This is a genomic window from Bacillus marinisedimentorum, assembly GCF_001644195.2.
Classification (GTDB): domain Bacteria; phylum Bacillota; class Bacilli; order Bacillales; family Bacillaceae_O; genus Bacillus_BL; species Bacillus_BL marinisedimentorum.
This window is the reverse complement of sequence record NZ_LWBL02000023.1, coordinates 60499-87125: the sequence shown is the minus strand read 5'-3', so window position 1 is coordinate 87125 and position 26627 is coordinate 60499. Positions and strand designations below refer to the sequence as shown.

The window sequence follows — 26627 nt, the reverse complement described above, 5'->3', positions numbered from 1 at the left end:
CTCCGCCTTTACGGCCGGCTTCCTTAAGTGTCATGTCGCGGTTATTGTCTTTCTTTGCCATGATGAAATCCTCTCCTTTTGATGATTTTTCTATATCTATTTACATAAAAGTTGATACCACGTTAAATGTTTTGGTAAACATTTACTTTTTTGTTATTTAGTAGTGGAAATCAACTTGTACTCCATATATACCTCGTGCAAATTGTTTAAAACATTTGCTTATGGATTTTTCTCTGGAAAGGTGTCTTATCCCCGACCTGACGCTGGAAAAGGACTATAACGGCCAAACGCTCATCTTTAATCTCAGACTCTCCTGATACTAAACTTTCAAAGTTCAGTAACGTTTCTCCTTGAAGTGAAGATCTGTTTTGAAATCTATTGCTGATGTTTCGGACAGTTTTTATCGGCCCTCTGTTGACACCATCCCTTCTAAGCGGGCATGCTGAGAAGCCTCCTTTTTTTCGGTGTTAAGGAAATTAGAAATTTTTTGTATTGTGGATTAAAAAGCGAGGAGGGAGTCATCCAGCTCCAGGCGCCAGCGGCTATCGTCATAAGCGGTGATCCCCTCCGGAAGGAAAGATCACCTTCCTGCGGGTATCCCCGCTTATGCGTACGCCGCTAAGCGGGCGCATTGCGCTTTTGTTCGTGCTGTCCAATCCCTATTCTCGAGGACTTTGAATAACTTCCTGAATCCGCCGCGTGAAAAAATGTGAATTCATTTCCAGTGAGCCTCGTTGTCATTATTCAGTTTATACAGGAAAATAAAAATTCATTTTCCCTCTTCCATGCCGGGGGAAAATAAGCTACAATAAAAATAGAAGTTCTTTATAAAGAACCTTTTTGTTTTCTGCCTGACACAACCAGCCGGATAATATCGACTTTTCCATTATTATATGAAAAATAAAGACGAGTTGTTTCTTCCGCGATTTTCAAGATAGGTGAAAAGCGGATATTTTTTTAAATGTTTTGTTCAGTATAAAGAACAAGCGTCTTTTATTTTACGTAAGGGGTGGCGGAGATGACGAATGGGCAAATTCTTGATCCAGAGTGGGTAAAGTTAATCCAGCAGGCGAGACAGGAAGGATTTACTCTTGAGGAAATACGGTCGTATATAAAGTGCACTTCGCAAAAGCAAAAGATCAAATCTTAAAGGAGCAGGTGATGAAGGTGATAGGAGATCAAATACGAAAGCATCGCCAATCAAAAGGGATGTCAATATCGGGCCTGGCCCATAAAGCAGGTGTTTCAAAGTCTTATTTAAGTTCAATTGAGCGAAACCTCCAGACAAATCCATCCATCCATATCATTGAAAAACTTGCGCTTGCTTTAAATGTAAATGTGGATACATTGATGGATTTTCATTTACAGAATGAAAGAAAAGTCAATTAATGCCTTACATATGAGAAGGCGGTCAGAAAATGTGATTAGCGGAGCCATTGACTGCTGACATATAACGTGATTTAATAATAGTATAAGTTAATATCCATTGTGATGAGAATCGGAGACCCACAAAAACCCCCTATTTCGCATAGGGTGATTTTTGCTGGGTCTTTTTTGTATTCTTTACCGGTAAAAACAGCGGTCATCCGCCCGACCGGGGTTATGGAAAATTTCTGTTGTGGAAGATTAAAAATAGCATCTAATTGATGAGGAGTGGTAAATATGGCACAGCCGTTTTCAGGTTTACAGCGCAAACATATCATAGATGAAATGGCATCCGGGGAACTCGATGTTTTAGTGATCGGGGGAGGCATAACCGGTGCGGGGATCCTCCTTGATGGAGCAGTAAGAGGCATGAATGCCGGTCTTGTGGAAATGCAGGATTTTGCGGCCGGCACCTCGAGCAGGTCCACAAAGCTGGTTCACGGCGGACTGCGTTATTTGAAGCAGTTTGAAGTGAAGCTTGTAGCAGAAGTCGGAAAAGAACGGGCGATTGTTTATGAAAATGCCCCCCATGTCACGAATCCTGAATGGATGCTGCTGCCGATCAAGAAGGACGGCACATTCGGTAAATTCACAACGAGCGTGGGTCTCGCCGTATATGACCGTCTGGCAGGTGTCAAAAAGAGTGAACGGCGTTCCATGCTTTCAAAAAATGAAACCATTGCAAAAGAACCGCTTTTAAACCGTGAAGGATTAAAAGGCGGCGGTTACTATGTGGAATACCGTACCGATGATGCCAGACTGACGCTTGAAGTGCTGAAGGAAGGAGTGGCGCGCGGCGGCAAAGCGGTCAACTATGTTAAAGCCGAAGAGCTTCTATATGAGAATGGCAATGTGATAGGAGTGCGTGTCCAGGATTTGTTAAGTGGTGAGATAAAGGAAATCAGAGCAAAAAAAATAATAAATGCCGCCGGGCCGTGGGTGGATGAAATAAGGGAAATGGACCATTCAAAACAGGGGAAGCATCTTTTCATGACAAAAGGTGTCCATCTCGTATTTGACCAAAAACGCTTCCCGCTCAGCCAGGCTGTTTATTTCGATACACCGTTCAACGACGGCAGAATGATGTTTGCAATTCCCCGTGACGGCAAAACATACGTCGGGACAACTGACACGAAATATACGAAAGATCCCATTCATCCCCTTGTGACTGTGGAAGATCGGGATTACATTTTGAAAGCTGTAAATGGCATGTTTCCGGATGTCAATTTGACGGCGGAAGATATGGAATCAAGCTGGGCGGGTGTACGTCCGCTCATTCATGAAGAGGGCAAAGGCCCTTCTGAAATTTCAAGGAAAGATGAGGTGTTCATTTCCAATTCCGGCTTGATCACGATAGCAGGGGGGAAACTCACCGGGTACAGGAAGATGGCTGAGCGTGTGCTTGATATAGCTGCAGCTCAGCTGAAAGCGGAAGGCGGAGGCGTTTTTCCAGGAACAGAGACAGAAAATGTCATCCTTTCTGGCGGGTATGTCGGAGGCAGTTTCGGTTACGGATCCTATAAGAAAAAAATGGCCAGTGAAGGAATGGCGCACGGTTTTACAGAAGAGGAGGCCGAAAAGCTTGTCAGTCTCTATGGCTCGAATATCACCAAAATATACGAGATCGTCAGGACAGAGGGGGAAGAGGCGCAATCCCACAGTTTGAGCCGAGAAGTATTCGTATCGCTGAAATACGGAATAGAAGAAGAGATGGTTGCTGCCCCGATCGACTTTTTTAACAGGCGTACAGGCGCCCTGTTTTTTGATATAGAATGGGTAAGGCGGTGGAAGGACCCGGTTATCGATTATATGCAAAAACGGTTCAGCTGGACAGAAGATGAAAAGCGAATGCATGCTGACACACTTGACCAGCATATTCGGGATGCCGTCGAACCGCTTGAATCAAAATAACATGTTATATAAAAGACAAGTTTCCATTGGTAAAGGGTTCAGTTATCGGAGAGAAAGCCTAAAGCTAATTCGAGGACGGAGTCGCAAATGACTCCGTTCTTTTTTATTGTTAAGTAAATTATAAAGTGCATTAACATTTTCTCATTCAGACTGAACCGGGAATTCTTGGAGAACTTGTTTTTTGTGGACAAGATTCTAGAGTTTACGGAAAGGAATTTAAGCGATTAAGAGCGAATGGATATACGATTTGGAAGAAGGGGGAGAATACCTTGGAGTTTCGGGAAATCACAACTAAAGATGAGTTCAGGCGGGCTTTTCACATCATGTCACAGCTTAGGCCCCATCTTAATATGGAAGAGTATTTACGGATGCTTGAAAAAATGGTCAGTGACGGATACAGAATGTTCGGCTTGTATGACAGCGATGAATTGCGCGCTCTTGCCGGCACGATCATTCTTACCAATTTTTATTATGGAAAACACCTCTGGATATACGATCTAGTTACCGATAAGGAATATCGGTCTGCCGGTTATGGGGAAGAGCTGCTTGATCATCTGGAGAAATTCGCTCTTAGCAATAACTGCGAAATAATTGCCCTATCCAGCGGACTTAAGCGTGAAGCGGCACATCGGTTTTATGATCAGAAAGCGGGCTTCAACAGGGTCAGCTATGTGTTTAAAAAAGAAATGATGTAACATTGTATATGGAGGAAAGGATTGCTCCGTGAATGAAATTTCGGTAATTTTCTTTCAATCCGCTAAAAGAGAGGGGTTATATGAGAGACGGTACTGAAACGAGAGTGGCAAACCGTTGGATCCTGTTTGCGATTGCAGTCGCAATAGCCGCCGGGTCAGGCCTTGTATTCGGAAAACAAATGTACGCTGTAATTGAAATACGGGACACTGCTGCCAGGATGCTCGATCATGTAAAAAACGGTGACTATAGAGAAGCGTCCCGTTTTATTGCTTATTATACGGAGAATAATAAAATAGACAGTTCCAGCAGCCCTTCCATAGATGCCGGAAATGCATGGGTATCCCGCATGGAAACACTTGACGCTGAAATTACCGGTTATGACAAGTTGGAGGTGTGGATGGAAGACGGAAAACCGAAAGGAAGAGTAACTCTCCATTACCGGCAGGGAGACTCTGAAATCGTTGAACAAACGCCAATATCTTTTCTTAAGCGTGACGGGGAATGGAAAATATCAGGTTTTCCATTTTTAAAAGATGAAAATGTGGGGCAGGCATTATCCGGATATATTAGCGATTAACGAAAAAGAGCTGAATTATGCCAAAATAACACAAAACTTGTGCTTTTTCGGCAAAGGGATAACTTGCACGGAAATCGAACCTTTCTGAAGTATAAGGGACTGCCGGGTAGTCCGATGCTTATGGAAAGGGGAGATGCGAGTGAATTTCTTGAAAAGAAACTGGCTGGCAGCCATTGCCTTTTTACTCATTACATTCCTTATTACAGGTTATGCCCTGCTTGCTTATTCTTCAGACGGAAGCGGAGGTTCGGTTCCACGGCCTTCAGGCGTAACAGTGGACGCAGTCAAGAGCACCATTTCTGATCCAGGAGTATACCGGGACATCCATTTGCTTCATGAACGGTTCAATGAACTGATGGGATACGGTGCGGACAAACGGGTTGTCCCGAGGACAGCCAATCTAGCAGAAGAGCTAATTCGGCTTGCGGAAATGACGGAACAAACTTCCGGCAAGATACAACAAGACCTGGACATTATTTTAAGTGTGATAGAAAAAGCACAGCTTGAAAATGATAAAGAAGGCTTTTATGTTGCCCATCGTATATTGCATGACCTCGACATTGAGTTGAATGGTTACGGAGGGGACAGCCTTTACTGGGGATATACGGTAAGCTTTAATGACAGTCGAATAGGAAGTGACTTCCTTAAGGACTGACAGGCCGGAACATGTTTTTTATGCACCAGTCACGGATTTGCCTTTTCACTGCCGGCTGTTTTTGATTTATTCTGTGTGTATATCTGTTGTGAAAAATAGACGTTACAATAATTCAGGAAACAAGTATAAGGAATCATCTGCACGGTGTTGGACTTCTTGGAAGGTATATGAACAGGGCAGGAGTTAAGCAGATTATAGAAGGCAAAGGGGATATCGGATTCTTTTTTAACCGGGACAGCCCATTCGCTGATCATTTTCTTTGACCGCCTGAAGCTGATCCGGATGTACCATTGAAACAGGCGGGACGAAAAGATTTTCAGCATGATGCTGACGATCGAGGGTGAAAAACTTTCAATGAACCAGATATGCATTTTGTATATAAGCTCTTTATATTCACTATCTCCGTATTCCCTTTTGCGCATTGATTTTGCAAGAGCGATATGAAAGGCTTCTGCTGTTAATGGCAGCCGCCAGGGATGGAGCAGACTGAGATCTGGAAAGAATGGTGCCAGGGCCCTTAGTTCGGAGCGGGTTTCTGTGATAATGCGGTTTCCTTCCTTTGGTCCTGCATCTTCAATCAGATCATTGTAAATTCGGTCAACAACCCTGTCATAAAGCCGGAGCAGCTGTTCTTCATTACGTCCGTATGATTGGGTAACCATGGCATACTCCCCCTCCTTTCTTATTCGATTTTGTTCCTTTTTTCCGGAAAACAATAATTGACCTGTCAGTTATATATATTTGACAGCCTGCGGACAAATTCCTCCAAAGCTAAATAAGAGAAAGATCATTGCTCTCCATAAAAGTTAGGTTCATCCGCGCTTAACCGGACGTTCAAGAGCAGCAAGATCTTCATCAAGATTAATCATTTTTTCATTGATGAGCCGTGCCGCGTCTCGTACCCCCCTGTTATACAAAGCGGGACCCGCTGCCTCAAGAATGAAGGCATATACGGCTTCAGCTGCAATCAACCCGATCTCTTCACCGCGTTCTTCCTCAAAGAAAACCTTGATATGTTCAATCATTTCGTCTTTTTCTTCTTTCTTTAGCTGAATAAACATAGAAACATTCGCTCCCTCACTGTATTTTAGACCATCATATCATATGACTGCAGCAAGAAAGCCTGCGAAGCTCTTTACCCGGCAGCATTGCAAGGGGGGGCGTTTTCCCATAAAATGATATTATGAATGGGAGATGGGGTGGAAGCTTTTGCAATACAAACAAATACGTCCGAAAAAGATATATGAACAAGTAGCTGAAGCATTAATTGAAATGATCAGAAATGAGGCCCTGAAACCGGGGGACAGGCTTGATTCCGTTCAGCAGCTGGCTGAAAACTTCAATGTGGGGCGTTCGGCAGTCCGTGAAGCGTTGAGTGCATTGCGTGCGATGGGTCTCGTAGAGATGCGGCAGGGCGAAGGCACTTATTTGAAGGCATTTGATCCGGAGGCATTGAAACTTCCCATCCATACCGCATTGCTCATGAAGAAAAAAGATATCGAGAATCTTCTTGAAGTCCGGAAAGTTCTGGAGGCGGGAACGGTGGAAGCAGCGGCTGTCCGGCGATCGGAGGATGACCTCATTCGGATAAAGACAGCTCTTGAAGAAATGAAGATTGCAACTGGAAATGAGGAACTTGGAGAAAAGGCGGACTTTGACTTTCATATGGCAATAGCCCGGGCATCAGGCAATAACTTGCTTGTAAGCCTGCTGAATAATGTATCGGAAATGATGATTTCGCTGATGAGGGAAACCCGCAGACTTTCATTGTATTCCGAAAAGAGTACATGGGAGCGCCTGTATGATCAGCACAGTCTGCTCTATGACGCCATCAAGTCTCAACACCCGGAAGCGGCCCGTGCAGCCATTTTTGAGCATCTTGGCCACGTTGAGAAGATTCTGATGGATGCGTATGAAAAAAATAAAAGCATTTAGAGTTGGGCTTTTGAACAGAAGTGCATCAGACACACGGTGCCGGTTTTTAACAATTTTGTTAAAAACGGTGTGTAAAGGCTTACAAATGTGTTATTCTTACTTATAGATTTATAGATGCTCCTCTCGGCAGGAGTATTTATTTCATTTTAGTCATCTGATGACCTGTTGATTAAACGGGGATCAAATTGATTCCTTTTCCATCGGCACGGTCACGCAAGGGAGGAGAAAGGCAAATGAAAGTATCCCTGTTTATCACATGTCTCGGAGACATTTTTAAAGCGGATGTCGGTAAGGATACTGTAGAAGTGCTTGAGAGTCTTGGCTGTGAAATCGATTTTCCGAGGAGCCAGACATGCTGCGGGCAGCCTGCTTATAATAGCGGCTATTTACACGAAGCGAAGGAATCTGCCAAAAATATGATCCGCGCCTTCGAACATTCGGAGAAGGTGGTGACACCGTCAGGTTCCTGCGCTCAAATGTTCAAAGAGTACAAGGGGATTTTCAAGGACGACCCGGTCTGGGAAAAGAAAGCGGAAGCTCTGGCTGACAAAACATATGAATTGACTCAGTTTATCGTGGAAGTCCTTGGTGTTACAGATGTAGGTGCTTCACTTAACGGAAAAGCGACGTACCACACATCATGCCATATGACCCGGCTGTTAGGTGTGCAGCATGCGCCGCTCTCCCTACTCGACCGTGTTGACGGACTCGAAATGGTGGAATTGCCTCACGCATATGATTGCTGCGGTTTCGGCGGCACATTTTCTGTTAAGATGCCTGATATTTCCGAGCAAATGGTCGATGAAAAGGTGAAACATATCGTTGACACAGGAGCTGACATTTTAATTGGGGCTGATGCAGGATGCCTGATCAACATTGCCGGCAGGCTTGAAAGGCAAGGCCATTCAGTCAAGGTCATGCATATTGCTTCTGTATTGAACAGCAAAGCCATGGTAAAGGGGTGACGAAGTATGGGGATGAAAATTGGAACAAAAGACTTCAATGAACGTGTGAAGGACGGTCTTGAAGATCAGTTTGCGAGAGGTGCCGTATCATCAGCCCAGGGCCGATTCAGGACAAATAGGCTGCTGGCTGCCGAAGAACTCGGTGAATGGGAGCAATGGAGAAATCTTGGTGAGGAAATCCGAACTCATACCCTCCAAAATCTTGACTACTATTTGAACCAGCTGGCTGAAAATATAGCTGCAAACGGCGGAAATGTGTTTTTTGCAAAAACAGCTGAAGAAGCCAATGAATACATTACAAAGGTAGCGAAAGAAAAAGGCGCCAAGAAAGTGGCCAAGTCAAAGTCGATGGTGACAGAAGAAATCGGCATGAACGATGCACTTGCCAATGCTGGCTGCGAGGTTATTGAAACGGATTTGGGCGAATGGATCTTGCAAGTGGACGACCACGATCCGCCATCCCACATCGTAACGCCTGCCCTTCATAAAAATAAAGAACAGATCCGTGATGTATTCCGCGATAAACTTGGATATACCGATACCGAGAAACCTGAGGAGCTGGCACTGTTTGCACGCCAAAAGCTGCGCGAAGAATTCCTGTCAGCGGACCTTGGTGTGACAGGCTGCAACTTTGCCATTGCTGATTCCGGAACGGTCACAATAGTGGCAAACGAAGGGAATGCCCGGATGGTGACAACCCTTCCGAAAACCCAGATTACTGTAATGGGCATGGAAAGGATCGTTCCATCATGGGAAGAGATGGAAGTGCTGGTCGGTATGCTGACACGCTCCGCTGTCGGACAAAAGCTGACCAGTTATATCACGACGTTGACAGGACCGAGGGAAGAGGGAGATATCGATGGGCCGGAGGAATTCCATCTGGTCATTGTTGATAATGGACGCTCCAACATCCTTGGCACCGAGTTTCAGGAAGCGCTCCACTGTATCCGTTGTGCAGCCTGCATCAATGTTTGCCCGGTGTACCGCCATGTTGGTGGACATTCATACGGATCCATTTATCCTGGGCCGATCGGCGCTGTCCTTACCCCGCTTCTTGGCGGTTATGAAGACTATAAAGAACTTCCTTATGCTTCATCACTTTGCGGAGCTTGCACCGAAGCATGCCCGGTGAAAATTCCGCTCCATGAACTTTTGATCAAGCACCGGCAGAAGATTGTCTACGAGGAAAAGAATACCCCAGCAGCTGAACGGATCATCATGAAAGGATTTGCGATGGGAACAGGGAACCCTGCACTTTATAAAATGGGAAGCAAACTGGCCCCACTTGGGCTGTCACCCTGGTCAAAGGATGGAACAATCACAAACGGCCCTGGACCGATGAAAGGCTGGACCGACAGCAGAAACTTCCCAGCACCATCTAAAGAGCGGTTCCGTGATTGGTTTGAGAAACGCGAAAAAGGAGGCAGAGACAAATGAAGGGTAACATTCAGAATAAAGACTCCTTTTTAAGCAATATCGCTGAAAAATTGGGCAGAACGCCCGGTGCAGCTGTTGAAAAGCCGGCTTGGAGCTACCGCCCGCAGGATAAAGTGCTGGCAGGACATTCAAAAGATGAATTAAAGGAAGTCTTGAGGGATCAGTGCACACGCATTCATACGGATTTCCGCGAGACGACAATAAAGGAGCTTCCGGAAGCATTGCTGAAGGTAATGGAAGAATACGGGCTCGCTTCTGTGGTCCGCTGGGAAGACCCGCGTTTTGATGAGTATGGACTGAACGAGCTTTTCAATAAAACACTTCCCGAGAAGCGGACAGAAGTCCATGTCTGGAACCCGGACCTTGGTGAAAAGAACAGGGAATTTGCGACCAGTGCGAACATTGGTGTAACATTCAGTGATATGACATTGGCCGAATCCGGGACAGTCGTCCTTTTCAGCAGTTCCGAAAAAGGCAGGTCTGTCAGCCTCCTGCCCGCTGCGTATATCGCCATCGTGCCGAAAAGCACAATTGTGCCGAGGATGACACAGGCTGCACGTGAAGTGGAAAAACGGATTGACGCTGGTGAACGCGTACCGAGCTGCGTAAACTTCATTACCGGTCCGAGCAATAGTGCCGATATTGAAATGAATTTGATTGTCGGCGTGCACGGACCGATCCATACAGCATATATTGTGGTGGATGATATGTAGGGGACTTCGGTCCGCTGCATCCACTCCCCCTTTGTTAGACCCTGCCGGCAGGCAGGGTTTTTTGCCGTATGGGAAAGCATAAATTGTCCAAGGAAGTGTTTCGGGCAGCGGTCAAGTTTAAGATAAGGCACTGTGCATCTGTCTTCTCCTAAATGCGAATTTTCATCAGCAGCTAAAAGAAAAGCGTAAATCAAACAACTTGATTGTCTGAAATTCAAAAAGAAAATCGAATGAAGTGGAGGCAAATCGGCATTGTATTGTTAAGCATTGGAAAGAAGTAATCTCCTGATTTAAAAGCCTATTTCATACAGTAAGGAACTGCTGCAATGAAAAAAGACCTTTCCATAAGAAAGGCCAAACTGAATTAAATAATAATAGCAGTAATCTTGTTAAACATCCGCAATTCCATCGGATTTGATAAAGGCTAAATACTGCGCCAGTGGACAATCACCTTGTCAAGTCAGATTGGAGGATAATGGAAACGGTTGTTCCCCTTCCAGCTTCACTCTTGAAATCTATAGAACCTGAATGGGCCTCGATAATCCGCCTGCAAACCATAATGCCGAGCCCTGTGCCTTTTTCCTTTGTAGTATAAAAAGGTTCACCAATTCGCTTCAATTGGCTTTCAGGTATTCCCTCCCCCTCATCTTCGATTTCGATTGAAACGTTGTAGGGTTCTGGAACGGTGACTCTGATGGAAATCGAGCCGCCGTGATTCGTGGCGTCCATCGCGTTTTTGATGATATTTATAAACACTTGTTTCAGCTGATTATCGGAACCGTAAATAAGTGGAATGCTTGAATCCGAAGAAACGGAAATTCTAATATTCTTCAAGTTTGCCTGTGACTCCAGGAGTTTTACGGTTTCATCCAGCAGCACTGTGACATCGAGCTTTGTGTACGGGGAATGCTGCGGTTTCGCAAGTGAAAGAAACTCCTTCACGATAAATTCGATGCGGTCGAGTTCTGCCAGCATAATGTCATAGTAAATCTCTTTTTCATCAATTCCGCTCTGCATCAGCTGGATAAAACCGCGCAGGGACGTAAGGGGATTGCGGATTTCATGTGCCACTCCTGCTGCAAGCTGGCCGAGCAGCGACAGTTTTTCAGAATTTGCAAGGTGGACTTCGGTGTTTTTCCTGTCTGTAATATCCTGCATGGTTCCGCACATCCATTCGGGCTGACCCGCCCTGTCGAAGGTGACTTCGCCCCTTTCATACACGGTCCGGACAGCGCCGTCTTTGCGGATGACCCTGTATTCGATGTTATACGGTTTTCCCTTGTAGGCCTTAGCCCCGGCTGCTATTAAAAAGCGCAGGTCGGCAGGATGGACCATTTCGGCGAATTGATCTATATGGCCTGGAGAATCCCCTATAATTTCATGTGCATTCTCCGACCATGCCAATTCACCTGATTTAATATCAAACTGCCATGAAACAAGGCCGGCAACTTCAAATGCCTGTTTTAAATTCAGTTTAGTGTGGGACAGTGCCAATTCCGTATTGGTGATACTGGTAATATCCTTGGTGATGCCGTATAGCTTTTCTGTCCGGCCTTCTTTGTTTTTCAGCACATCGATTGCGATCGTTACGGTTATTTCTATATCATCGGGGCGCAGCAGACGAAAGTTCATTTCCCTTGGCTCTTGTGTTTCAATAATACTGTTCATTGATTCTTTATAATATGATAAGTCCTCTTCCGGGAGCAGATCAAAGATTTCATTGACGGTGCTCCACATGCGGTTGTGCTGCAAGCCGAGAATGTTTGTAAGGTCTTCGGTATGATGAATGATATCAGTGTTGATATCCCAGACCCAGCTTGCTAGTTTTGCGAATTGAAATGCCTTTTTATATAAAACCTTTTCTATATTTGAGGAATCTGCGGTATGCTCCCCTGGAATATCCAAAACCCTTCCCCCTTTACATAAAACCACTTTGATATATATAAAATAAATCTTTTATTTAAAAACTACTTCATAAAAGCCATAAATCCTCTTTTTTGTCGAAATTAAACAAAAAATTGCCGAATTGGGTGGATAAAAATTTTATTTCAATAATGTTTAGCGTTGCAGAATGTTCATGAATACGTTCTTGACTATGACGGTCAGAGCTGTATACTTAAGTAGTCGATTATATTAGACAGACGTCAGACTTCTTATGATGGCCTGGCCTATTAAACGGATAACTCTTTCATTTCATTTAAAAGAGGAGATTGCTATATGAATCATGTTTTATTGCGTGTAACGACGTATGTCACCGGTTTGGTGATTCTCGCATTCGGAATCGCCCTGACACTGAAAGCCGATCTTGGGGCAGGGGCATGGGATGCTCTTAACGCCGGGCTTGTAAAACAGTTTGGTTTTACGGTCGGAACCTGGGTGATTGTCGTAGGCGTTATTGTCATAATGGTGAATGCAGCACTGCTTACGCGGAGGCCTGACTTATTTGCGCTTATTCCTGTTTTTCTCATAGGTCCTTTTGTCGATTTCTTCATGCTTCAGCTTCTTGGCACATGGGAACCGGAAGGAGTCATTTTGCGGCTGGTTGTCCTTATAACTGCTGTGTTGCTGCTCGCTTTTGGAATAGCTGTTTATTTGCAGGCGGGTTTTGCGCCCGTTCCGTTTGATGGATTGATGATGGCGATTCAGGAAAGAACCGGGTTGAGCTTGCGCGTTTCAAAGACAGCAGGGGAGACGGCCGCATTGATTGCGGCGTTTCTGGCAGGCGGGCCGATTGGGCTTGGTACAATCATTGTCACATTTTTCATTGGGACGTTCATCCAATTCTTTACTCCATATGTGGTAAGCGTTTTGGATTATATGAAAAATAAAGAAGCGCCGCATTCCCTGTAAAGGAATGCAGCGCTTTTTTCAATTCAGCAATTTAACTGTTGGCTGCCACTCTTTATTGCAGTTTTATACATTTCCTCCAGCCTTTCCTCGACAAGCCGGAAAATGGTGCCTTTCTCAAATTGGCCGCCTTCATTTCGTTCAGGTCCAGCTGGAATTCCGGTCAGGATTTCGATACCCTCTGTCACATTTTTGATTGCCCAAATATGGAATTCCCCATTTTTTACAGCTTTAGCCACTTCATCATCAAGCATCAGGTTTTTGACATTTTGATGGGGGATGATCACGCCCTGCTTACCGGTGAGACCTTTTTCTTTGCAGATAAAGAAGAATCCTTCAATTTTTTCGTTTACACCGCCGATTGGCTGGATTTCCCCCCACTGGTTAACAGACCCGGTGACGGCAACTCCCTGTTTGATCGGCACTCTGGCTAATGATGATAAAAGGACATACAGCTCAGTGCTGGACGCGCTGTCGCCGTCGATCATATTATAGGTTTGTTCAAACGTAATGCTTGCCGAGAGCGGCAATGGACGGTTCTGGGCAAACATGCCGGATAAGTAACCGCTTAAAATGAGCAAGCCTTTTGAATGGAGATCTCCGCTTAAGGATGTTTCCCGTTCGATGTTCAATATACCCCTGCGGCCGGCATAAGTCTGGGCGGTGATCCTGCTTGGCAGGCCGAACGTGAAATCGCGGGTTCCCATTACAGCAAGACCATTGATCTGGCCAATCCTTTTTCCGTCAGTGTCCACCATTATCGTTCCATCCATTATCATTTCACGCAGCTTTTCTGCAACCCGGTTGGAGCGGTAATGCTGTTTGGCCAGCGCCTTTTGGACGTGAACGCGGTCTGCAAATTCGCTGTTCTCCCTCCTTGCCCAATAGCTGGACTCCACAAGAATTTTAGTGATGTCCTGAAATCGCGTAGAAAGCTTCCGTTGATCAGCAACCAGGCGGGAACTGTGATCGATGATACGGGCAATCGCCCGCCGGTGAAATGGCAGCAGGCCTTCATTATCAGAAAATGTCTTGATAAACGAAGCCATCTGCAAATGGTGATCGAGATCGCGTTCCATCTCAATATCAAATTCCACTTTTACTTTAAATTGTTTTTGAAAATCTTCATCCCACAATGAAAGCATGTCAAACAAGTAGTGGGAACCGATCAAAATCACCTTCACGTTAAGCGGGATTGCTTTAGGTCGAAGCCCGGCGGTGGCGAAAGGCGATTTTTCCTGAATGAGGCCATCCGGCGTGATGGACCCGTTTTGCAATGTTCGCTTCAGCATTGTCCATACATACGGTTCGCTCAAGAGATCAGCAACCTGCATAATCAGGTATCCGCCGTTAGCCCGGTGCAGCGAGCCTGCTTTGATTCGGGTGAAATCAGTCGACCAGTTTCCGAAACTTCCTTTGTATTCAACTTTACCGAACAAGTTGCTGTATGTCGGGTTCGTTTCATAAATAATCGGGGCTCCTGTTTTGCCTGGGTTGCTGACGAGCAGATTAACAAAGTACCGTTCGCGTTTTTTTTGGTTCTCCGTACCAGCAAGAATCTCAAGCATCGGGTTTTCTTCCCCTTCTTTATTCAGGAGCAGCGGAAAGTTTTTGCTGATATCTTTTCGGTATAATTCCAAATAGAGGATTGTATCACGTTGATGGCTGTACTTGGATAGCAGCGGGGCAAACAGGTAGTCTGTCGCATAGTTGGCAGTTTCCTGCATATATTCCTCCAGGTTTGTCCGCATTTCTTTTTCGATTTTTTGGATAGTATGAAGGGTTTCATTTATCTTTTCTTCCACTTTTCTTCCGCGTACTTTTAACTCTTCTTTCATATCATCTGTCAGCCTCTGGTATTCATGGGGCTCAAGCGGCCGGTTGAAACGGAGAGGGTAGGAATTGATGCCGGTTGGTGTTCGTTCCACCTTATATTGCATGTCCAGTGCGTATTGGGTGAGCTCTTTCCAGGCAGATTCAACCTTTGATTCAAATTCATGGATGATACCGTTTTTCCGGCTTGTGTATTCATCACTTGAAAAGATTCTGATTAATTCGTTTTCGATGTCGCTTAAGAGCGCATCCATTTCTTCACAGAAGGCAGGTCCCTGACCGGAAGGGAACGAAAGGGCGACTGGCTGATCGGGATTTTCAAAGTTATTGACATAACACCAATCACAGGGGACAGGCTGCTTGTCGGCGAATTGCTTTGCTTTTCTGCGGGTGAAGGTTGTTCTGCCTGTACCGGCAGGGCCGGCAACAAAAATGTTGTATCCTGACTGGCTGACAGAAAGGCCGAATTCCATTGCTTCCACAGCACGGGGCTGGCCGATGATTTCATCTTCAAGATCGGTGTATCCGGTGGTTGTTTCAAAAGGAAAAATCATCTCATTACATACATTTTGCAATTTTTCTTCAGGCACACGGCAAACATCTTCAATACCCGGCAGCAAATCCTCCATTTGTCGCCACCTCCATCAAAATACGTTATTTACAATATTCGACTCAGCCAGCTCCTGTTCCTGCTCGGCCTGCAGCCGTGACAGAGATAAAAAAAACTTCCGCTGATTGCGGAAGTTTCTAAGGACGTCATGGATTTATCAGGTTGTCCGGATAACAAGGCGCTCTGCACCTTTTATAATTCCAGCAAGAACCATCGCGCTTAGCAAAAAGGCCGGCCCCATATAGGTCAGGTTATACACAAGTGAATAAATGAAGACCGGTGTACCTTCGGGAGCATATTCACCAAAAAAGACTATACCTGAATAGACATGTATTGCGTATCGGAGCAGGCTGCCCAAAAAAGCCCCGCCAACGATAAAACCGACAGCTTTGTTTCGCTGGCCATTTTCAAGGGAATGACGGATTCTGGAAGCGAATATACCCGCAGTTCCTACAAGAGAAAAGGCTACAAAATAATCGAGAAAGGCCTGCAACGGTGTATAAATGTAGGGTTGTCCGGCTACGACCTGCAAAAGGCCGACCATCAAACCGGTCAGCAGGCCGCCTTTCAAACCCCAGCGGTATGAAATGATGAAAATCGGCAGCATTGCAAATGAGATGGAACCGCCCTGGGCCCATAGCTTAAAAGAAAAGAGATCGAGCAAATATCCAAGTACCCCGAAAATTGCAACTTCCACCATGAAAATAACTGTCTTGTTCCGCATTCTTTTCCCCCCCTTTCAACTTTCTGGCGCATAACAAAAAGCAATACAGGGGATTGTTCAGAGGAGATCGCCCGCATTGCTTGCCTGGTTATCGTCCGCTTCCACAATCCCTCCGCTAGCATTAACTAACAGGTTCAAAGGGTCAGAACTCTCACGTTCACTCTCAGCCTTTTTGGGCTCCCCTGGTGGTTGCGCTTATATGCTTTTTGTATGCAGCATCCATTAAGAGCTGCAGCTTGTACAGTCCCATTCCAAAAAAATGCCGGCTGATGAAACTGTGCCGGGCTGGAATCTATTACAATGTAACGGAAAAAAGAAATTTTGTCGAGTGATTCGCTTTTCCTTTTTAAAAAAAGAACGGGAAAAAGAACCTGCGGATTCCGAAAAATGGGTATCGGTATCTGCGAAATCTCCGGAAGCGCCTTGGATAACCGTATCCAAAACCATAGCCAGGAAATCCATAACCCGGAAAACCGTAACCGGGAAAACCATATCCACCCAAGCCATATCCATAACCTGCTTCGCGGTCATCGCCCATATCACCAACCGGCACCATTAAATACACATGCTGGCGGTCAACCTTGTAAATGATTCCCTCAGCCTGCTGTCCCTCGCTTGTTTCCATTTGTACGTAGTGATCCTTATACGTGCTACAAAAATCATGCATTTGTTCCGGGGACATTTGCATATCTGCCCTGTTCCAGTTGCCGTATTGCTGCATATTCATCCCTCCTCGATTTCCATGTATATTCAGCGGCCGGGCGAATTTTCCAAAAATATTTCCGGCGCAGTAAATATATCTATTCCGCAGCGATTATGTTATGCTTGATGAAAGCTTGAAAGGGGCATGCCGTATCGGAAAATTTTTGGTCGATCATGAGCGGAAAATCGTCCATCGATCTGCTTATGTTACAGATAACTGCAAGCACGAGTCCATTCCCGTGGAACACCGCCAGGACCTGAATAGCGACGATAAATTAAATCAATTCAAAGGCTATGAATTATGTCCGCATTGTTCGGTTGCTCTTTCATATGTACGTAAATAAAACCCGTCCCTTGCATAGAAGGACGGGTTTTTACTAATGGAATCATTATCCAATTTATAGATGAATCGTGTGTGCAGTTTCGCAATGTTGGTTTATTTGCTGAAATAAATCCAACAGCCGCCAGTGTAAACGGCGAATCGAGTCTCCGTAGCCAGTGCTTGCACCTTAAATGAACTCATCGCGTAAAACAAAATTATGCGGTAAGCATTGCATCAATGTTTTGCGGGTCAAAACCGATGATCCACTTTCCATCAATTTCTGTTTGAGGGACTCCCATTTGTCCGGTGTTTTGCAGAACATATTCCATTTTTTCCGGTTCAAGCTGCAAGTTGACCTCAGTGAATTTCACGCCCTTATCATTAAGGAAGTTTTTCACCATTGTGCAGTACGGGCATGTGCTTGTCGTGTAGACCGTAACGTTTTTGTTCATATCAAATTATTCCTCCGTTCGATTTTATAAGCTTTTAAGGGGCCGGTTAATGTCTGGATTATCGGCCTTTTTATACCCCTATAGGTATAATAATTGAACAAAAAATAATTGTCAACCCGACAAGTAACAGAAATGTGGTTTCAGAGAACTGATCTCAGGTATGATAATGAATACTGGAGATTTAACAGGTCGAAAACAGGGGAAGGCTTTTAAAGGAGGGGATGCATATTGAAGGTCTTGATCATATCAGATACCCACATGCCGAAACGGGCGAAAGAATTACCGGCTGTATTAAAAAAGGATTTGAAAGATGCAGGGCTCATCATCCATGCCGGTGACTGGCAAACCCTTGCGCTGTATGAAGAATTGCAGCAATACGCACCTGTGGAAGGGGTAGCAGGTAATGTCGATGGGGACGAAGTGGCAGAACGGTTCGGACTTTGGAAGTTGATTGAGGCCGAAGGTGTACAAATAGGGATTGTTCACGGCCATGGCAAGGGATGGACAACAGAAAGGCGGGCAATTGCTGCTTTCAGTGATCATGACCCGGATATCATCATTTTTGGACATTCCCATATTCCGATTCATAAAGAAGTGAATGGACAGGTTGTTTTTAATCCGGGTTCACCTACAGATAAGCGAAGACAAAAACAATTTTCCTATGGGGTGATGATGATTGAAGCAGGAAACTTTACTGTAGGCCATGTCTTTTTTGAGGATCGAGCTCCGTAAATTGCTGAAAGGGAGTAGCTGGAGCTGAAATCAACAATTCCGTTTAAGCCGGCCAACCTAACAAACACAATTTATTTACAGCCATTTTAAAAAGAAGATGTGTGAGAGTTGCAAAAAGTGGGAAATTTATCGGTGAGGTGAAGACAATGAACGAAGAACAGAAACTTGAATTAGTAGGTAAACTGAAATTTGCTTTGTCTGAATGGAAAGGAAGCGATATTTCCATTCGCAAACATGAACAGCGGGACCTTGATGAAGTGACGATGAATTTGCTGGATGTCGAGTGGGTCGACCGGCCCGCTACTCTTGATGACTATCTTGGTGAGCATCTCTTGAAGCTGCGTGGCCATGGAAGCATCAGTGCCGAGAAGGACGTCCAGGATTTGCCGCAGAACGATTACGAAATTCCGCTTGCAGGCCTCCATAACGTTGATGTATCAGAGAGCCGCATACACCTTGAGAGTTCAAGGGCGTCATATACGGTGACAAAGGAGTAAAAATAACCGGCAGCTGTGTCAGCTGCCGGTTATTTTTATTGAAGTAAATCATGAGTCGCTCAGGACGCTTCATTATATGCCGCAGATTTATCATCTTTAGCATAGAACTGGCGGATGAACGGAATGATCCAGCGGTCGATGCCGATTTTTGCTGCATTGTATCCAGCGACAAGAATGAAAATAGTTAAAAGAGTCATTTGCGGATTAGTGCTGGTTGTGCCGGAAAACATGAATGCAAAGTTCATTACGATACCCATGAGAGCTGCGAAAGTTGTCAATCCTCCAAGAATAAGGCCAATGCCTACAAGCAACTCGCCGTATGCGACCATAAAACTGAAGAGTCCTGAATTCGGAAGTGCGAATCCTTCCAGGAAGCTGGCCCACCAGCCTTGCACTGCCGGATGATCTCCGGACGCTTTTCCGATGGAACCTTTCAGGAAACCGGAAGCATCAAATCCGCCCGTCACTTTTCCCCAGCCTGCATGGAGCCACTGATAACCGATATACACACGAATGATGGTCAGAAGATAAGAAGCAATGGTGTTTTCACGAAGCCATTTAACAAACATTTGACTCACTCCTAATCATTTAATTAGTGATTTAACATGCTTTAATCAGGATACTTTGTTATATGCCGCAGATTTATCATCTTTAGCATAGAACTGGCGGATGAACGGAATGATCCAGCGGTCGATGCCGATTTTTGCTGCATTGTATCCAGCGACAAGAATGAAAATAGTTAAAAGAGTCATTTGCGGATTAGTGCTGGTTGTGCCGGAAAACATGAATGCAAAGTTCATTACGATACCCATGAGAGCTGCGAAAGTTGTCAATCCTCCAAGAATAAGGCCAATGCCTACAAGCAACTCGCCGACCATGAAACTGAAGAGTCCTGAATTCGGAAGTGCGAATCCTTCCAGGAAGCTGGCCCACCAGCCTTGCACTGCCGGATGATCTCCGGACGCTTTTCCGATGGAACCTTTCAGAAAACCGGAAGCATCAAATCCGCCCGTCACTTTTCCCCAGCCTGCATGGAGCCACTGATAACCGATATACACACGAATGATGGTCAGAAGATAAGAAGCAATGGTGTTTTCACGAAGCCATTTAACAAACATTTGATTCACTCCTTAATAAAAAATGTGATATCTATTACACTTTCAATATATCGAAATGTGGTAGAAAAGTGTTGTAAATATGGCAGTATTTACAAATCGGACACAACTTTTTGACAACTTTTCAAAGTTTCCACTATGAAGGGAGTGTAAATAGGGGTACCCGTATATGTATGAGTTTGAATCCTGTAGAGAAGGCCTAAAATGACACAGTAATTATCATTTGAAATCACTGGTTACTTCTCACAATAAATAGCACAAAAACCGGAGGGGAACCGGAACGGATGTCGTACTTGGGCCCGTGGTGAAAGCGAATGCCTGCAGCCGAAAGGAACGGGTAAGCTCTATCCCTCCTCTTCTTACAAACACTTCAAATGACACCACTTATTGTCCTGTCAATCCATTATGCGATTTCAATTGCTGATTTGTTAATGAATGAAAGGATATGGAGAGAGTTAAAAGTGGAGCATAAAAAACTTGTGATTCCATACTGGCTGGGAACTGTTGTTTCCCATGTTATCTAAACTACTTTTCTTAACAGCCCCTAACTAAACAGAATTAATAGGGAACTATCCGCCTCTTTTGCTGGGATTTTTTGTTTAATCAAGTGCAGGAGCGGAAAAACATTACTATAGACAATTGAATAAGCCTGTGTCAAAGCACAATGTGGATTGGAGCGGAATGTGAGTGCCTTGGGCGAAAAACAACAAGGCCGTTTTACAGAGCATTGAATGAAAAGGATACCATTTCAGGACCGAAAGGTGGACCAAACACATGTCTATGACAGATCGAATTCGAACACTTGAAAAAATCCAGCTCGAAAAGCCTGAGAAAGTGTTAACAATGTATTTGAATATGGATCCTTCAGACCCCGGCCATCAGGGGGGAGAATGGAAAATCCAATTAAAGAATGCGATGAATAATTTCGAAGAATATGTTGAAAACAGCGGCAACAAGGAAGAATTGAAAAATTTCAGGAAGGTCAGGTCCCGTACGGAAAACTTTGTGGAAAACCATCACCTCGATCATTTAAAGAGCATTGTCGTCTTTGCTTCAGCCGATGAAACCGTCTGGTTTGGCGAAACGCTTCAAATGAGAGTTGAAACAGAGTTTTTTTGGGAAACCAAACCGCGCCTTGAACAGCTGAAACAGTTGAACCGGGAATTCCCTAAATCCGGGATAATCCTTGTCCAGCAAAACCATGTCAAAATTATGGAAGCGGAACTTGGCGTCGTGCACAATACAAAGGAATACATGCTCGATCTTGAGACCGAAGATTGGCGGAAATACAAAGGACAGCCAACCGCAGGCAATCCCATGCGCGGAGGGACGCAGGGATCAGGTGTCCAGCAGCATAAGTATGAAGACAGTATCCGCGTCAATCAAAAACGCTGGTACAAAAGCCTGGCACCGAAGCTGGATAAAATGGCGAAGAAAGATGAGTGGCAGCGAATTTATCTTGTCGGCAAGAAAGAAGAAATCGCTGAAATTGAGAACAATATGAATAAGCCGATCGATGACCGGGTGCCAAAAAATCTATTGAACCAGAAGGAAGAAAAAGTGCTTGAGGAAGTGGTGGCTTAGACGATCTCTGTCAAGGATGTTTTAGATCATCTATATAGGGAAGAAAATAGTAAGAGTAAGCAGCTCTCTTTGATTCTTGCCTCATCAAGAAAAAAAGGAGGATGATAGAAATGGCAAGAAATAATGCTCAATACCAGCCAACAGATGAGAAAGGCTTTAGTTTATCAGATGCACAGGAAGTAAAGTATTCCCATGAATTCAAAAAGGCGGATATAGCGGGAGGCATCCGGAAACCGAAAGTGCGCCGGGCAAAACGTGAAAATCCTGACTTGCTTCGGGATGAATAAATTGGCAAGCCCTTCTCCAGGTGGAGAGGGGCTTCTTATATGCTGAAAGGAATATTGGCGGAACAGCCGGTCATATCGGCAAATATCCAGAATAAAGGCTGGTGCCCTGACGTACCGTCATCATTTTTACAATTTATACGAATAAGCAAGTGTATGGCTCTTTTTAATCAACACATTCAGCCGGGGGGAAGTGTATGTATAATGAAAGCGTTGAAGATGCGTTGCAGCGGGCCTGTGCATCACTGAAATTAATCGGGTTGCGGATTAATGAAGAAGAGAAAATGCTTGTACGCAAATCATTAAAAGGGGAGTTTAAGAACGATCAGTTTTTTCAGCAAGCCCGGCAAATCCATGAAAAACGGATGGGGAAGACAAGCGAGGCTGATCTTTTCGAAAGAGGAACCGAAAAATGGAACCATATATGAAAAAGCCGGCATGCTGCGCCGGCTTTTTCTCTGTTAAGGAAATTAAAAATCTTAAGCGCTGTGTCGTCAGGGAACTGGATGAAATGGCCATCGGTGATCCATCGACCCCGCCGAGATTCATCTGTGAACAATGTGGAGGGGAAATGCATCCCGAACATTACACCAGTATCCAGGGCTATGAGCACAAGTTATCGGATCTGGACTAAAAGGACCGGGCGTGGTTTTCGCCCGGTTTTTCTTAATAAGGTAAGAAAGTATAACTTGTTCAAGTAAGATTACTGTCCAGCTCCAGGCACCAGCGGCTTGCGCCATAAGCGGCGATCCCTTCGGAAGGAAAGATCACCTTCCTGCGGGGACTCCGCTTATGCGTCCGCCTTGCGCTTTTGTTCTTAGCTTTATGACTGATTAAAACGCCCAGTTGCCGTTCCGGAATATTGGTTCGCGCGTGCCGTCTGCCAGCTCGCCGTCGATATCCATTTCTGCGGAGCCGATCATGAAATCCACGTGGGTGAGGCTTTCGTTCAGGCCGTTGTCTGCCAGTTCATCCTGAGACATCGTTTTGCCGCCTTCTATACAAAACGCATACGCATTGCCGATTGCCAGATGGTTTGAAGCATTTTCGTGACCAATGTGACCATGTTGTGACCAAAAACTAATTAATATATCTTTAGCATTTAAAAGGTTTCCGATATATAAGAAGCGGCTACGCTTCTTTTTTTGTGAGTAGTTTTTAATTTCAATTCGTAAAATTAATTCTTTATGATGTGCTTTTCTATTGTTATATTATACAGGACTTATATCAATTTTTTTATCAATACATTTTTGGATACATTCGGGCGATATAAAGGTTTTTTCAAAAAAAAAAAAGCATTTGCAATAGCAATATGCTCTTTTTAATTGGGGGGGAGGGTTTACAGTATTACACCAAATATATTGAAGTATTTTTAGTGAATACACCCTCACCGACAGGGTGATTCCATAAAACGTCCTTAGACACTACTTAATCAGACTGCATCACAGTTAATTGTGATTTTCAACAATCCATTGTCTTCTTCAAAAAGAAGGGGATACAATTCTTAAAAGTAATTAACTTTTATACTATAAATAAGAACTCTTGTTCATCTCTTGTAAAGTAACTATCATCTACTTTAAAACACCTTCTTTTTGCTGTTAAAACTTTATTTCTAAACTTATCATTCTGAAAAGTACTTTTCCATTGTCTCCTATAAGTATTTTGCAATACGAAATTAACAAACTTTGCAGGTGTTAAAATTTTATCCGATGGAAGTCTTAATTCATTATTGTGACCAATATGAATATGGGATATGGGATGGTGAATAGGTTCATATAGCTGGAAATCATAATCATATCTTATAGGTGTAACTGTGTTTTTCAGTTTAGCTTCTGCTATTGATTGTTCATACTCATTTTGGAACTCATCTCTACATTGCTCGTAAGAAAAACCTATAGTTTCAATAAATTCTTCATAGGTTGGATAATTTCTTGGGTTTTCATAATATGCATACCTTATTGAACCATGCTCTAAATTTCCTTCCTTTGGTGTACAAGAAAACTGAAAAAAAGAGTCATCAGTTAAAAGAAAATCATAGTCATTATTTTCCATTGCTGTTCTGTATATTTTACTATAGTCATTTTTCTGGAAAACTTGTAGGAAACTTTCAGAAAATTTACCGAAGTCTAATGTTATTTCTCTGGTGGTATTTATTTCTTTTAGAAGTTCAGCTTCTTTTAGAGTATATTTAACGTCTCTTAAGGAACTTAAAAAAGAACCAATATTCATTCCTTATCATCCTCTATTTGTCGTTCTTTAACCATTTCTTTAATTTCTTGTTCTGAATAACCTTTCTTTTTTAATTCATCCACCATTTCAAACACTAAGTCTCTTAAGGTGGATTTTTTAGCATGTTCTTCAGTAAGGTCTCTTTGTATTATGTGAGCTTCTTTATATATAAAATCCAGAATAAATTGGTCTTCCTTTATCTTATTTATTTCCCTATAAATAGAATCATCTTCGATGTTCATTCCACTTACTTTTAACCATGCTTTAGCTCTGGTAAAAGCCGTGAAAATTTTGTTCCGCATGCTCCGATCATATTTTTTATTTTCAAAAACATCGCAACCTATAACTATTACCATTGCGGCTTCGTGTCCTTTAGCTTTATATACTGATGACAAAGTTACACAGTTATCTTCAGAAAATCCTTTTTGATAAGTATTTGTTGATAAATTATGAGTGAATATTTTTCGACTTAATAATTCACTACTGATGTTTTCAAAATAACTTTTCATATTTCTATCATCAAGAGATATAACAATTATATCGTCTGGTCTTAAACCATCTTCTTCTATGCTAAATTGGACTGTATTACATACCCAATTTACTTCATCATTAAAATCTTTTGCAGAGTACAGTTCAATAATATCGTCTGGACCTTGATATTCGGAGATTGACAGAGGGCTGTTTTTTGGAAGTCTTTCAATAACCATATGGTCTCCGTTCTTACTGTTTCCTTCTAATACTTTATAGCCCAAATCCTCCCAATGGGAGTTGTTTTCTAAAGATTGTATAAGTGTGTCGTTATTTATTCCAAATCCTAATGCATGTGCAGTAACTAAAATTTCTTTAGGGTTTCTATAACATTTAGACAGGACAATGTCATTATCCATATCTGGATAACTTTTTTGGAGTTCATTCAAATCAATACCTTCAGCCCCGTATTCATTTTGAAATGTTTCAATTGTATTCTGGATAGTGACATCGAATATATTTTGCAAGTCATCATATCCCCAAACAAGGCAGTCTTTTTTAACTATTGCTCTACATACTTGATAGAACGAAGGTTTAAAATCTTGGGCCTCATCCATTAAAACATAATCATATTCTTTTTTTAAGCTTCCATTTGTTTGTCTTAATAAATCTTTACAAATATAATCAAAAGCATTACTACTTCCAGCAGCACGTACTGCTTTTCGAAATGGTATTGGTTCTACAGCATTCATCTTACAGGAATTGTAATATACACCTTTAAGATTATCTCCGCCCCATGCATGCATTATATTTATTTTATCAATTAGGTTTGGAGGATGACCATCACCCAGGACTTTGTAAAACCTTGTTATAAGCAATTCGATATAATCGTAAAGACTTTTGGTCATGAAAGTATATAAGATTTTTTTATCCGGGTACTTAAGATGTAAGATAGCAGCCTTCATGCAAAGAATTATTGTCTTTCCTGTTCCAGCCAATCCTCTAATTCTTTGTGGACCTTCTAATTGTGAAAGTGCTGCATACTTTTGTGCTTCATCGAAAGTTGCTATTTCTTCTTCTAACATCTTTAGTAAAGCAGCCTTAGAGTTATCTTTACCCTCTTGGATGTTTCTTTCTTTTGGTTTTATAATCGCAGTTGAACTTTCTATAATTGAAAAAATCTCTTTGAAAATTTTTTCATCAATTTCTTCGTCTTTGCATTCTTGGAGGAAGATTCTTACCTCATTATTTGTTGTAAGTAATTCAACATCCGTACTAACTATGTCGTCTTCTTCGAAATTAGGAAGATATAGAGCAGAAGACAAATTAAAAGAGAGATTACGCCGACCTTTTTTAAGTTTTTTATTAGGACTCTTAATAAGTTTTGAAAATAGTAAGTCCTCAATTCGTAATAATTCTTCTCCAAGTAAATCTACTTCATGATGCCTTTGCTTTGTTACACCATCACATTTGAAAAGTAATATCCCATGAATAGGGGTAATAAGTAAAACGCTAGGATAACGCAATTCCTCATCTAATTCCCGAATCATTGGGTATCGGTAAAATAACGTAGCTTCTTCTAGATCAATAAGCTCTTGTTCAAGAAATTCAACTAACCGTATTGTAACTGGGTCATTATAGTATTCTTGAGACAAAATATGCTTTTTCAAATCGTCACCTACTTTTTAGATAAATTCCTTATGAAATAATTACTTGAAAATTATGTATTTATTTAATGGCTTATGTATAATTATATCAAACTTAAATAGTTATAAAGTGATGATTTGTAAAATATACCAAGACTTGTACCGAAATCACTCCTTGGGAGTGCATTGTTTATAAATTTACGAGCGATCCTAAACTAAATGAAACCAATATTTTATTTAAACGGGGGCAGGATAGTTGAAAAAAGAT

The 26627-nt window shown here is 43.1% G+C and carries 30 protein-coding genes, 1 pseudogene and 1 riboswitch; of the genes and pseudogenes, 19 read left to right on the top strand and 12 right to left on the bottom strand.

The features are described from left to right. Positions 1-1018 precede the first annotated feature (1018 nt). The 6 genes from A4U59_RS22365 to A4U59_RS06970 all read left to right on the top strand — a co-directional run bounded on the left by A4U59_RS22365 (position 1019) and on the right by A4U59_RS06970 (position 5264). Positions 1019-1150, top strand: a complete 132-nt coding sequence (locus A4U59_RS22365) for an anti-repressor SinI family protein (RefSeq protein WP_083270709.1) — start codon at positions 1019-1021, stop codon at positions 1148-1150. Positions 1151-1161: 11 nt separating this feature from the next. After that, a complete protein-coding gene (locus A4U59_RS06990) occupies positions 1162-1389 on the top strand; it encodes a helix-turn-helix domain-containing protein (RefSeq protein ID WP_083270708.1) in 228 nt (75 codons plus the stop codon). A gap of 273 nt (positions 1390-1662) precedes the next feature. Beyond that, positions 1663-3336 carry a glycerol-3-phosphate dehydrogenase/oxidase gene (locus A4U59_RS06985; protein ID WP_070120454.1) on the top strand — a complete coding sequence of 558 codons (1674 nt, stop codon included), beginning with the start codon at positions 1663-1665 and terminating at the stop codon, positions 3334-3336. 269 nt (positions 3337-3605) lie between these two features. Beyond that, positions 3606-4031: a GNAT family N-acetyltransferase gene (locus A4U59_RS06980; RefSeq protein WP_157888144.1), complete on the top strand. Its 426-nt coding sequence runs from the start codon at positions 3606-3608 to the stop codon at positions 4029-4031. Between the two features lie 104 nt (positions 4032-4135). Continuing rightward, complete coding sequence (locus A4U59_RS06975) at positions 4136-4609, top strand: hypothetical protein (protein WP_169823923.1); 474 nt, start codon at positions 4136-4138, stop codon at positions 4607-4609. A gap of 139 nt (positions 4610-4748) precedes the next feature. Beyond that, complete coding sequence (locus A4U59_RS06970) at positions 4749-5264, top strand: hypothetical protein (protein WP_070120451.1); 516 nt, start codon at positions 4749-4751, stop codon at positions 5262-5264. 29 nt (positions 5265-5293) lie between these two features. Here A4U59_RS06970 and A4U59_RS06965 read toward each other — a convergent pair whose 3' ends face one another. After that, a complete protein-coding gene (locus A4U59_RS06965; RefSeq protein ID WP_070120450.1) occupies positions 5294-5926 on the bottom strand; it encodes a hypothetical protein in 633 nt (210 codons plus the stop codon). A 150-nt stretch (positions 5927-6076) separates the two neighbouring features. Further along, complete coding sequence (locus tag A4U59_RS06960; protein ID WP_070120449.1) at positions 6077-6325, bottom strand: DUF2164 domain-containing protein; 249 nt, start codon at positions 6323-6325, stop codon at positions 6077-6079. A gap of 148 nt (positions 6326-6473) precedes the next feature. Here A4U59_RS06960 and A4U59_RS06955 point away from each other — a divergent pair, with 148 nt between their 5' ends. The 4 genes from A4U59_RS06955 (at position 6474) to A4U59_RS06940 (ending at position 10314) form a co-directional block, all read left to right on the top strand. After that, positions 6474-7199 (top strand): FadR/GntR family transcriptional regulator, encoded by a 726-nt coding sequence (locus tag A4U59_RS06955; protein WP_070120463.1) that lies wholly within the window; start codon positions 6474-6476, stop codon positions 7197-7199. 233 nt (positions 7200-7432) lie between these two features. Beyond that, the gene (locus A4U59_RS06950; RefSeq protein WP_070120448.1) at positions 7433-8164 is read left to right on the top strand and encodes a (Fe-S)-binding protein; all 732 of its coding nucleotides are present in this window, start codon (positions 7433-7435) and stop codon (positions 8162-8164) included. A 6-nt stretch (positions 8165-8170) separates the two neighbouring features. Next, positions 8171-9601 (top strand): LutB/LldF family L-lactate oxidation iron-sulfur protein, encoded by a 1431-nt coding sequence (locus A4U59_RS06945; protein ID WP_070120447.1) that lies wholly within the window; start codon positions 8171-8173, stop codon positions 9599-9601. Next, positions 9598-10314: a LutC/YkgG family protein gene (locus A4U59_RS06940; protein WP_070120446.1), complete on the top strand. Its 717-nt coding sequence runs from the start codon at positions 9598-9600 to the stop codon at positions 10312-10314. Before A4U59_RS06945 ends, A4U59_RS06940 begins: the two co-directional genes overlap by 4 nt. Before the next feature lie 447 nt (positions 10315-10761). Here the strand turns inward: A4U59_RS06940 and A4U59_RS06935 are convergent, their stop codons facing one another. Then, positions 10762-12219, bottom strand: a complete 1458-nt coding sequence (locus tag A4U59_RS06935) for an ATP-binding protein (RefSeq protein ID WP_070120445.1) — start codon at positions 12217-12219, stop codon at positions 10762-10764. A 312-nt stretch (positions 12220-12531) separates the two neighbouring features. Between A4U59_RS06935 and A4U59_RS06930 the strand changes: the two genes are divergently transcribed. Continuing rightward, positions 12532-13164: a YczE/YyaS/YitT family protein gene (locus A4U59_RS06930; protein ID WP_070120444.1), complete on the top strand. Its 633-nt coding sequence runs from the start codon at positions 12532-12534 to the stop codon at positions 13162-13164. Positions 13165-13187: 23 nt separating this feature from the next. Here the strand turns inward: A4U59_RS06930 and A4U59_RS06925 are convergent, their stop codons facing one another. The 3 genes from A4U59_RS06925 to A4U59_RS06915 all read right to left on the bottom strand — a co-directional run bounded on the left by A4U59_RS06925 (position 13188) and on the right by A4U59_RS06915 (position 17049). Continuing rightward, positions 13188-15623 carry a Lon protease family protein gene (locus A4U59_RS06925; protein ID WP_070120443.1) on the bottom strand — a complete coding sequence of 812 codons (2436 nt, stop codon included), beginning with the start codon at positions 15621-15623 and terminating at the stop codon, positions 13188-13190. A 138-nt stretch (positions 15624-15761) separates the two neighbouring features. After that, entirely contained in the window at positions 15762-16328 is a 567-nt protein-coding gene (gene thiT, locus A4U59_RS06920) for an energy-coupled thiamine transporter ThiT (protein WP_070120442.1), read from the bottom strand. Between the two features lie 89 nt (positions 16329-16417). Continuing rightward, positions 16418-16522, bottom strand: a riboswitch (TPP riboswitch). A gap of 152 nt (positions 16523-16674) precedes the next feature. Next, positions 16675-17049, bottom strand: coding sequence for a hypothetical protein (locus A4U59_RS06915; RefSeq protein ID WP_245680513.1), 375 nt, complete (start codon positions 17047-17049; stop codon positions 16675-16677). 100 nt (positions 17050-17149) lie between these two features. On the opposite strand from A4U59_RS06915, the gene A4U59_RS21290 reads away from it, so the two are divergent. Beyond that, positions 17150-17374 (top strand): hypothetical protein, encoded by a 225-nt coding sequence (locus A4U59_RS21290; RefSeq protein WP_157888143.1) that lies wholly within the window; start codon positions 17150-17152, stop codon positions 17372-17374. A 193-nt stretch (positions 17375-17567) separates the two neighbouring features. Here the strand turns inward: A4U59_RS21290 and A4U59_RS06910 are convergent, their stop codons facing one another. Next, a complete protein-coding gene (locus A4U59_RS06910) occupies positions 17568-17804 on the bottom strand; it encodes a glutaredoxin family protein (RefSeq protein ID WP_070120441.1) in 237 nt (78 codons plus the stop codon). Between the two features lie 228 nt (positions 17805-18032). On the opposite strand from A4U59_RS06910, the gene A4U59_RS06905 reads away from it, so the two are divergent. Both A4U59_RS06905 and ymzB read left to right on the top strand, forming a co-directional pair. Next, positions 18033-18536: a metallophosphoesterase family protein gene (locus tag A4U59_RS06905; protein WP_070120440.1), complete on the top strand. Its 504-nt coding sequence runs from the start codon at positions 18033-18035 to the stop codon at positions 18534-18536. Between the two features lie 101 nt (positions 18537-18637). Further along, the gene (gene ymzB / locus A4U59_RS06900) at positions 18638-19033 is read left to right on the top strand and encodes a protein YmzB (protein ID WP_169823922.1); all 396 of its coding nucleotides are present in this window, start codon (positions 18638-18640) and stop codon (positions 19031-19033) included. 59 nt (positions 19034-19092) lie between these two features. Here the strand turns inward: ymzB and A4U59_RS06895 are convergent, their stop codons facing one another. Then, on the bottom strand, positions 19093-19602 hold the full coding sequence (locus A4U59_RS06895; RefSeq protein WP_070120438.1) for a DoxX family protein: 510 nt from the start codon (positions 19600-19602) through the stop codon (positions 19093-19095). 45 nt (positions 19603-19647) lie between these two features. Then, positions 19648-20151, bottom strand: a complete 504-nt coding sequence (locus tag A4U59_RS06890; RefSeq protein ID WP_070120437.1) for a DoxX family protein — start codon at positions 20149-20151, stop codon at positions 19648-19650. A gap of 371 nt (positions 20152-20522) precedes the next feature. Here A4U59_RS06890 and A4U59_RS21685 point away from each other — a divergent pair, with 371 nt between their 5' ends. The 5 genes from A4U59_RS21685 to A4U59_RS06875 all read left to right on the top strand — a co-directional run bounded on the left by A4U59_RS21685 (position 20523) and on the right by A4U59_RS06875 (position 22650). Continuing rightward, a complete protein-coding gene (locus A4U59_RS21685; protein ID WP_169823921.1) occupies positions 20523-20672 on the top strand; it encodes a hypothetical protein in 150 nt (49 codons plus the stop codon). A gap of 256 nt (positions 20673-20928) precedes the next feature. Then, positions 20929-21732, top strand: a complete 804-nt coding sequence (locus tag A4U59_RS06885) for a VLRF1 family aeRF1-type release factor (RefSeq protein WP_245680512.1) — start codon at positions 20929-20931, stop codon at positions 21730-21732. A gap of 110 nt (positions 21733-21842) precedes the next feature. Beyond that, complete coding sequence (locus A4U59_RS20820) at positions 21843-22019, top strand: YfhE family protein (RefSeq protein ID WP_083270706.1); 177 nt, start codon at positions 21843-21845, stop codon at positions 22017-22019. Positions 22020-22213: 194 nt separating this feature from the next. Continuing rightward, the gene (locus A4U59_RS06880) at positions 22214-22444 is read left to right on the top strand and encodes a hypothetical protein (RefSeq protein WP_070120435.1); all 231 of its coding nucleotides are present in this window, start codon (positions 22214-22216) and stop codon (positions 22442-22444) included. Next, positions 22429-22650, top strand: a complete 222-nt coding sequence (locus A4U59_RS06875; protein ID WP_083270705.1) for a hypothetical protein — start codon at positions 22429-22431, stop codon at positions 22648-22650. Before A4U59_RS06880 ends, A4U59_RS06875 begins: the two co-directional genes overlap by 16 nt. A gap of 199 nt (positions 22651-22849) precedes the next feature. On the opposite strand, the pseudogene A4U59_RS20815 reads toward A4U59_RS06875, so the two are convergent. From A4U59_RS20815 to A4U59_RS06865, 3 genes and pseudogenes are all read right to left on the bottom strand, one after another. After that, positions 22850-23065: pseudogene (locus tag A4U59_RS20815) on the bottom strand (aminopeptidase); the annotation flags it as partial. A gap of 472 nt (positions 23066-23537) precedes the next feature. Beyond that, complete coding sequence (locus tag A4U59_RS06870) at positions 23538-24245, bottom strand: DUF2290 domain-containing protein (protein ID WP_070120434.1); 708 nt, start codon at positions 24243-24245, stop codon at positions 23538-23540. Further along, positions 24242-26383 carry a DEAD/DEAH box helicase gene (locus tag A4U59_RS06865; protein WP_070120433.1) on the bottom strand — a complete coding sequence of 714 codons (2142 nt, stop codon included), beginning with the start codon at positions 26381-26383 and terminating at the stop codon, positions 24242-24244. Before A4U59_RS06865 ends, A4U59_RS06870 begins: the two co-directional genes overlap by 4 nt. Between the last annotated feature and the right edge of the window lie 244 nt (positions 26384-26627).

Coding starts and splice junctions, on each gene's coding strand:
- A4U59_RS22365 (WP_083270709.1), top strand. CDS start 1,019: ATGACGAATGGGCAAATTCTTGATCCAGAGTGGGTAAAGTTAATCCAG.
- A4U59_RS06990 (WP_083270708.1), top strand. CDS start 1,162: ATGAAGGTGATAGGAGATCAAATACGAAAGCATCGCCAATCAAAAGGG.
- A4U59_RS06985 (WP_070120454.1), top strand. CDS start 1,663: ATGGCACAGCCGTTTTCAGGTTTACAGCGCAAACATATCATAGATGAA.
- A4U59_RS06965 (WP_070120450.1), bottom strand. CDS start 5,926: ATGGTTACCCAATCATACGGACGTAATGAAGAACAGCTGCTCCGGCTT.
- A4U59_RS06960 (WP_070120449.1), bottom strand. CDS start 6,325: ATGTTTATTCAGCTAAAGAAAGAAGAAAAAGACGAAATGATTGAACAT.
- A4U59_RS06950 (WP_070120448.1), top strand. CDS start 7,433: ATGAAAGTATCCCTGTTTATCACATGTCTCGGAGACATTTTTAAAGCG.
- A4U59_RS06945 (WP_070120447.1), top strand. CDS start 8,171: ATGGGGATGAAAATTGGAACAAAAGACTTCAATGAACGTGTGAAGGAC.
- A4U59_RS06940 (WP_070120446.1), top strand. CDS start 9,598: ATGAAGGGTAACATTCAGAATAAAGACTCCTTTTTAAGCAATATCGCT.
- A4U59_RS06930 (WP_070120444.1), top strand. CDS start 12,532: ATGAATCATGTTTTATTGCGTGTAACGACGTATGTCACCGGTTTGGTG.
- A4U59_RS06925 (WP_070120443.1), bottom strand. CDS start 15,623: ATGGAGGATTTGCTGCCGGGTATTGAAGATGTTTGCCGTGTGCCTGAA.
- thiT (WP_070120442.1), bottom strand. CDS start 16,328: ATGCGGAACAAGACAGTTATTTTCATGGTGGAAGTTGCAATTTTCGGG.
- A4U59_RS06915 (WP_245680513.1), bottom strand. CDS start 17,049: ATGCAGCAATACGGCAACTGGAACAGGGCAGATATGCAAATGTCCCCG.
- A4U59_RS21290 (WP_157888143.1), top strand. CDS start 17,150: ATGCTTGATGAAAGCTTGAAAGGGGCATGCCGTATCGGAAAATTTTTG.
- A4U59_RS06910 (WP_070120441.1), bottom strand. CDS start 17,804: ATGAACAAAAACGTTACGGTCTACACGACAAGCACATGCCCGTACTGC.
- A4U59_RS06895 (WP_070120438.1), bottom strand. CDS start 19,602: ATGTTTGTTAAATGGCTTCGTGAAAACACCATTGCTTCTTATCTTCTG.
- A4U59_RS06890 (WP_070120437.1), bottom strand. CDS start 20,151: ATGTTTGTTAAATGGCTTCGTGAAAACACCATTGCTTCTTATCTTCTG.
- A4U59_RS21685 (WP_169823921.1), top strand. CDS start 20,523: ATGACACCACTTATTGTCCTGTCAATCCATTATGCGATTTCAATTGCT.
- A4U59_RS06885 (WP_245680512.1), top strand. CDS start 20,929: ATGACAGATCGAATTCGAACACTTGAAAAAATCCAGCTCGAAAAGCCT.
- A4U59_RS20820 (WP_083270706.1), top strand. CDS start 21,843: ATGGCAAGAAATAATGCTCAATACCAGCCAACAGATGAGAAAGGCTTT.
- A4U59_RS06880 (WP_070120435.1), top strand. CDS start 22,214: ATGTATAATGAAAGCGTTGAAGATGCGTTGCAGCGGGCCTGTGCATCA.
- A4U59_RS06875 (WP_083270705.1), top strand. CDS start 22,429: ATGGAACCATATATGAAAAAGCCGGCATGCTGCGCCGGCTTTTTCTCT.
- A4U59_RS06870 (WP_070120434.1), bottom strand. CDS start 24,245: ATGAATATTGGTTCTTTTTTAAGTTCCTTAAGAGACGTTAAATATACT.